At 37.7% G+C, this 764-nt stretch carries 1 protein-coding gene; it reads left to right on the plus strand.

Going from position 1 to position 764, the window contains the following annotated elements; all coding sequences use genetic code 11:
- Window positions 1-66: 66 nt before the first annotated feature.
- Window positions 67-621, plus strand: a complete 555-nt coding sequence (locus AC1DRF_RS30670; protein ID WP_427077161.1) for a hypothetical protein — start codon at window positions 67-69, stop codon at window positions 619-621.
- Window positions 622-764: the final 143 nt, after the last annotated feature.

The following is a 764-nucleotide window of genomic DNA, read 5'->3' on the forward strand; positions in this document are numbered from 1 at the left end:
AATAAGGGAGTGAAGGACTTGCAAGTAAAACGTTTCCTTTTCGCACTATGTTTTCTTTTTGTTGTGATGGGATTTACAACAGGACCTGCAAACGGCGCGTATGCAGAAAAAGACTATACAATTAAAATATTCGATTATGTAACTGTCGATGGAAAAGATGTAGATTCTCAAGCTAAAATGAATAGCATTTCTAACAAAGATATAAAAGTAACCATGGTTCTACCTAAACAGAATAAAGAGGGCGCTTGGTTGGCATACGGGTTTACGAGCAGGGAAGCTTTGAACGCGTTTATTGAAAAGGATAAACAGAGACTTCAAAACAAAGTCACTACGATGGGTAGTGGTGCTTGTTGTACGGATTTCTACGAGTCTAAAAATAAAGGAGGTCAGTACATTTATTGGAGAGACGGTTTTAAAAACTTGCCTTCTAGCTGGAATGACAGGATTTCGTCCTTAAGCACGGCATCACCTTCTTCAAGCTATTCAACAACTCTCTGGGAGCATACTTCATCTCAAGGATACGGAAAAGGAGTTTCGTTTAGACACTCGGATTGGTATGGTAAAACTGCTAATATGGCTTCGGATTGGGATAACAAAGCCTCGGCAATTGAAATAAAATAACAAGAGGTTGCCAACGAACAAGTAAGAGAGTTCTAAAATCACCATTCTCTCATCCATTTAATGAATGAGAGAATGATGATTTTTGCATATTAGCCGTTTCTTGAAAACATGTTCTTCTTTCCTCTGTTAACTTTTAAAAGTAA

The organism is Priestia sp. P5_B4, from assembly GCF_056400385.1.